Here is a 5,170-nt window from a genome sequence, read left to right on the forward strand (position 1 = left end):
AGCACAACCTTGCCAAGGTTGGGGTCGGGCGTTCGAATCGCCTCGCCCGCTCCATTTTTCATTTTTGCGATAACCGGATCAGAAAACGCGCGTGGCCCAGGCCCTGCGTTGCATTGTTGCCGCAGGGCTTCGCTATTTACCCCTGAACTAAGGCAAGCGCGACGACGAGGAGCACGTGTCGGTTGCGCCCAAGGTCGTTATCGGTAAGTGTAAGAGACAATATCACATCACATCTCGGGACACGATCTGTCATGAATTTCGCATCGCGCTTCACATCCTCTCGTCTCGCGCTTGCAAGCACGCTTGTTCTTGCCAGCGCCGCTACGCCGGCGATTGCGGCCGCCGAAACCGCCGAGACCAGCGAGGCGGACCCGTCTGACGCGCAGCCCGTCACCCGGATCGAGGAAGCGCGCCAGCGGCAGCGCGATGATCGAACCGATCCGCATGAACGCGGCAATATCCTCGTTACCGCTGACGGCTTAAAGGATCTCGATATCATCGCTGGGCAATCCATCGTTGAGGACGATGAGCTTCAGCGCAACATCAACGGCCAGATCGGCGAGGTGCTGAGCAAGCTGCCCGGCGTTTCGGCCACCAGCTTTGCTCCAGGCGCCTCGCGCCCGATCCTGCGCGGTCTAGATGGCGAGCGTGTGCGGGTACAGATCGATGGCCTTGGCACTGGCGATGTCGGCAACACCTCTGCCGACCACGCCACTGCCATCGAGCCGCTGACTGTCGAGCGCATCGAGGTTCTGCGCGGTCCGGCGGCGCTTCTTTTTGGCAGCCAGTCGATTGGCGGCGTCGTCAATGTGATCGAAAGGCGCATTCCCATCGCGGTCCCGGAAAAAGGCATTCACGTCGATGCGCTCGCGGCCGCCGACACGGTCAGCAATCTGCGCAGCGGCGGGGCGTCGATTGATGCGGCGATGACCGAGAACTTTGTCCTGCACATCGACGGCTCGTACCGGGAGACCGACGATCTGGAGATCCCAGGCTTCCAGCTCGCGCCGAACCTGCGCGCCGAGGTCCTCGAAGAAGCCGCCGAGGAAGAGGAGGAAGGCGCGTTCGACGAAGCCGAAGAGCTGCGCGAAGTTGCGAACCAGCAGAATTATCTGCCGAACAGCGCGACGGAAAACTACACTATCAACGCAGGCTTCGGCCTCATCCTTGGGGAATCGACCTTCGGCGCATCGATCGGGTACTACGACACGGATTATGGCCTCATCGGTCGTCCCGGCGCCGAGCACCACCATCACGGTGAAGAAGAGGGCGAGGAGCACGGCGATGAAGACCACAGTGACGAAGAAGGCGAAGAGGAGGAAAATGTCACGATCGGTCTTGAGCAGTTCCGTGCCGATTTCCGCGGCGACATCGCGCTTGGCGAAGGCTTTTTCTCGCGCCTGAAGCTGCGCGCGGGCTACTCAAACTACGAGCACACCGAATTCGAAGGCGACGAGGTCGGCACCGTATTCGACAGCGAGACGATCGAAGCGCGCGCTGAGTTGCTCCAGGCATCGGGCGGGATCATCGGCATGCAATATACCACGCGCGATTTCTCCGCGGTTGGTGCCGAAGCTTTCGTGGCGCCCAACGATACCGAGCAGCTGGCTTTCTTCACCGTTCAGGAAATCGAACTCGGCGCGTTCCAGCTGGAAGGCGCAGCGCGGTATGAGAATGTCGATGTCAGGTCCCGTCCGCTCGATATCGAGCGCGACTTCGATCTCTTCTCCGGCGCCGCCTCATTGGTCTTTTCGCCCGGCGGGAACCAGGATGTGCGGCTCGGCGTCACCGGATCGCGGTCCGAGCGCGCTCCGGCAGGCGAAGAGCTATTCGCCAACGGCCCGCACATCGCCACGCAGGCTTTCGAGATCGGCGATCCGGACCTCGTGACCGAAAGCGCCTGGGGCGCCGAAGCGTTTGCACGCGGCTCGATCGGACGGGCGCAGTTCGGCCTGTCGGTGTTCGCGCAATGGTTTGACGATTACATCTTCCTGTCGCCTACCGGCGAGGAAGAGGACGATCTGCCGGTCTTCGTCTTCCTGCAGGAAGCTGCGGATTTCTTCGGGGTCGAGGGCGAAGTCGCTTTCCCGCTTATCGATACTGATGACTTCGGCCTGATCGCCGATCTGCGCGCATCCTATGTCGAAGCGGAACTCGGCGATGGCAGCAACGTGCCGCGCATTCCGCCGCTGACGCTGTACGGCGCGCTCGAAGCACAGGTCGGCCAGTTCGACCTTCGCGGCGAGGTTCAGTATTTCGGCGAACAGGACGCGGTCGCGGAGTTCGAGACAGCGACGGACGATTTCACCTTCGTCAATCTCTACGCCTCGTTCCGCCCGATCCCCAGCAATCCGGACTTGGTGCTCCAGGTCGCGGGCGAGAACCTGTTCGATGTGACGGGCCGCCGCCACGCGAGCTTCACCAAGGACTTCGTGCCGCTGCCCGGCCGCAACATTCGCGCGAGCGTGCGGCTGAGCTTCTAACGGCGGCTATTTTTCCAGCGCGAAGGTGAGTTCGGCATGCTCGGTGAGGCGCTCAACCAGTGTCTCACCGAGATGCGAGCCTGGCGTGCCGATCCCGCCATCGCCGCTCGTCGCGAGCAGCGCCATGCCGGTCTCGGCCAGCATCCGGCTGGTCGAGCCGTAGCCCGGATCGTACTTGCCCTTCACGCTGTAATGCAGCGTCGCGTCGTCCGGACCTTCGGCGACGAAAACCACATCGTAAAACCCGTTGTCGCGCTCTTCCGGGGTCGGCCCCTCGCCGGGCTTGGGCGGCTTGGCGCCGAAAGGGTTCTTCATCATTTCGAGCGCTGCACTGGCTGCGGCTTTTCCGGCTTCGCCCGGACTGGTCAACACCATCTCGTCATACTTGAAATCCTGTCCGTAGGGGTAGCCGAGCAGGAAATTGGTGCGATGGACATTCTTCGTGTTGATCGGCGCCATGACGAAGGGCGCGGCCCACTTGCCGAGGTCCTCCTCATATTGCGGGATCATGCCGCTTGGCTGGTCCACGCCGACAAAGCCGGGGGTGAGGGCGAAGGGATCGCGCAGCATGCCAAAGACCTTGGGGTTTTTTGCCGCCGCCTTCATCGTCGCGCCAAGGCTGGCCGCCGTGCCGCCGGAGAAGGTGCCCTGCATCGCGCGCATGCGACCGCGGACGCGGCTGGCGGGCGCGCCAAATCGCTCTTTCGCCGCTTTCTGCGTCATCATTACGCCCAGATCGAAGGGGATCGAATCGAACCCGCTGGAAAAGCAGATGCGCGCGCCGCTTTCCTTCGCGGTGTCGTGCAGCTCGGCGATCTTTTCCGCCATCCAGGCAGGCTCTCCGCAAAGGTCGGCATAATCGGTACCGGTGCGCGCGCAGGCGGCGACCAGTTCATCGCCGTAGAGCTGGTAGGGGCCAACCGTCGTAAGGACGACGCGCGTGCGCTTCGCCATCGCCTCCATCGCCTCGCGGCTGTCCGCGTCGGCGACTACCAGCGGCGTATCGTCAGGCGCGCCGATCAGGGTGCGCACATCCTCCAGCTTCGCCTGGTTACGCCCCGCCATCGCCCATTTCGGCGCATCGTCGCGGTTGGCATAGTGTTTGTTGAGATATTCGGCGACCAAGCGCCCGGTATAGCCGGTCGCGCCATAGACGATGATGTCGAATTCGCGAGCCTTGGAATTGGTGTCGACCATGGATCACTCTCCTTTACCCTGATGCCATGCGGAGTCCCGCCGCACGTGTCAAAAGCTGGGCCTTATCCGCATCCCCGCCAAAGTGACATAAGTGACTCGGTGTCACCCGGCCATTATCGGTTTAATGCGCTGACGTTACTACGAAAAATCTCGGTATTCTAAAGTGACACTTCTCCAACTCGAAACGCATTTCGGGTTTGAGTATGAACGACCTCAAGGCGAAGATAGCGGGCCGATTGGATGTAGGAAATGTCGACCTTTGTGTGAGAAGCGGACACTGCGGGACTCGAAGAACGTGCATGGCATCGCTTAACGGTTTCCAGCTCGCCGGTATTCGATCAAACCGCAAGCGTTGCGACTTCAATCGTCGAAACTAGGCAGTTCCATCTTCTCGCTCGGAATCATCCTGCGTTCGATCATCAATTGCCTGGAGGCAGCTTCATCTAATGGCTCGCTCGGAAGCTCGAAAACAGATGGGGTCAACTCGACCATCTCGAAGGAAGTTAAGTCAGCGCCAGCGTAGGAAATCGGAGCGCCGGTAGCCATTATTTGCAGAACATTGTCGAACGAGTTGCCTGCAATCGGATTCAATTTGACCGAGCTTCGAACCTGCGCCAGCATAGCATCACCCAGTCGGGCCAGCGATTCATCGTTGCTCATCACAAGAAAGAACGGTCCGCCCGGTGGTGCGCCCGCTAGCCGGTATCCGATCCCCTCGCGGCCGTTAATTTCAGTCTCACCAGCCTCCACGACTTCTAGCTGTGGTACCTCGCCCAACGGGAGATTGTCGGGCATCACATCCCTCATCAGCTTGGACATTATCCGCGTATCCAAAACGGCAGCGCCGTCCTCTTGCGGAATAACAAAGTAATTCACTCCGTCCCGCCGCAAGAGCCACATGTCTTGCCCCTTCGTTTCGCCCTTAAGATTGCCATCAACAGAGTATTCGAGGGTCATTTCTAAGGCACCATTCCCACCGCTATAGACAGCTCGGAAGTCGTGTGCCTCTCCCTGTGCCCTTGCGCTGCAAGCGATCAGAAAGACCGAAAAAATGCCGACGAAAGAGGCTTTCATTGGTACCTCTCATGGGGTTGGTCAGGTGTGCTTATGGGAGACAGCGCATTTTTGCAATTGGGTCGCAAACTGCCACATCCACCCCTCACAGCCGCGGCAATGTCACGCCCTTCTGGCCCATATATTTGCCCGCGCGGTCGGCGTAGGTGACCTCGGGGCGTTCGTTGCCCTGAAGGAACAGGAACTGGCATGCCCCTTCGTTAGCGTAGATCCGCGCGGGCAGCGGCGTCGTATTCGAAAATTCGAGCGTCACATGCCCCTCCCATCCCGGCTCTAGCGGTGTCACGTTCACGATGATGCCGCAGCGCGCATAGGTGGACTTGCCGAGGCAGATCACCAGCACGTCCTCGGGCACGCGAAAATATTCGACTGTGCGGGCGAGCGCGAAGGAATTGGGCGGGATGACGCAGACGTCG

General features: G+C 60.6%; 4 protein-coding genes. 1 reads left to right on the forward strand and 3 read right to left on the reverse strand.

Annotated elements, in window-relative coordinates; translation table 11 throughout:
• The first annotated feature begins 251 nt into the window (after positions 1 to 251).
• On the forward strand, positions 252 to 2,483 hold the full coding sequence (locus tag V2I30_RS04695) for a TonB-dependent receptor (protein WP_330660923.1): 2,232 nt from the start codon (positions 252 to 254) through the stop codon (positions 2,481 to 2,483).
• A gap of 6 nt (positions 2,484 to 2,489) precedes the next feature.
• Here the strand turns inward: V2I30_RS04695 and V2I30_RS04700 are convergent, their stop codons facing one another.
• From V2I30_RS04700 to dcd, 3 genes are all read right to left on the reverse strand, one after another.
• Positions 2,490 to 3,680, reverse strand: a complete 1,191-nt coding sequence (locus V2I30_RS04700) for a saccharopine dehydrogenase family protein (RefSeq protein ID WP_330660924.1) — start codon at positions 3,678 to 3,680, stop codon at positions 2,490 to 2,492.
• 360 nt (positions 3,681 to 4,040) lie between these two features.
• On the reverse strand, positions 4,041 to 4,754 hold the full coding sequence (locus V2I30_RS04705; RefSeq protein ID WP_330660925.1) for a hypothetical protein: 714 nt from the start codon (positions 4,752 to 4,754) through the stop codon (positions 4,041 to 4,043).
• 85 nt (positions 4,755 to 4,839) lie between these two features.
• Positions 4,840 to 5,170 (reverse strand): dCTP deaminase (gene dcd / locus V2I30_RS04710; RefSeq protein WP_330660926.1); only part of this gene is annotated, 331 nt, incomplete at its 5' end.

It is taken from the genome of Erythrobacter sp., from assembly GCF_036351135.1.
In the GTDB taxonomy this organism is placed as follows: Bacteria; Pseudomonadota; Alphaproteobacteria; order Sphingomonadales; family Sphingomonadaceae; genus Erythrobacter.

What these genes read in the sequence shown, in the direction of transcription:
- V2I30_RS04700 (WP_330660924.1), bottom strand. Translation starts at nt 3,680, where the DNA reads ATGGTCGACACCAATTCCAAGGCTCGCGAATTCGACATCATCGTCTAT.
- V2I30_RS04695 (WP_330660923.1), top strand. Translation starts at nt 252, where the DNA reads ATGAATTTCGCATCGCGCTTCACATCCTCTCGTCTCGCGCTTGCAAGC.
- V2I30_RS04705 (WP_330660925.1), bottom strand. Translation starts at nt 4,754, where the DNA reads ATGAAAGCCTCTTTCGTCGGCATTTTTTCGGTCTTTCTGATCGCTTGC.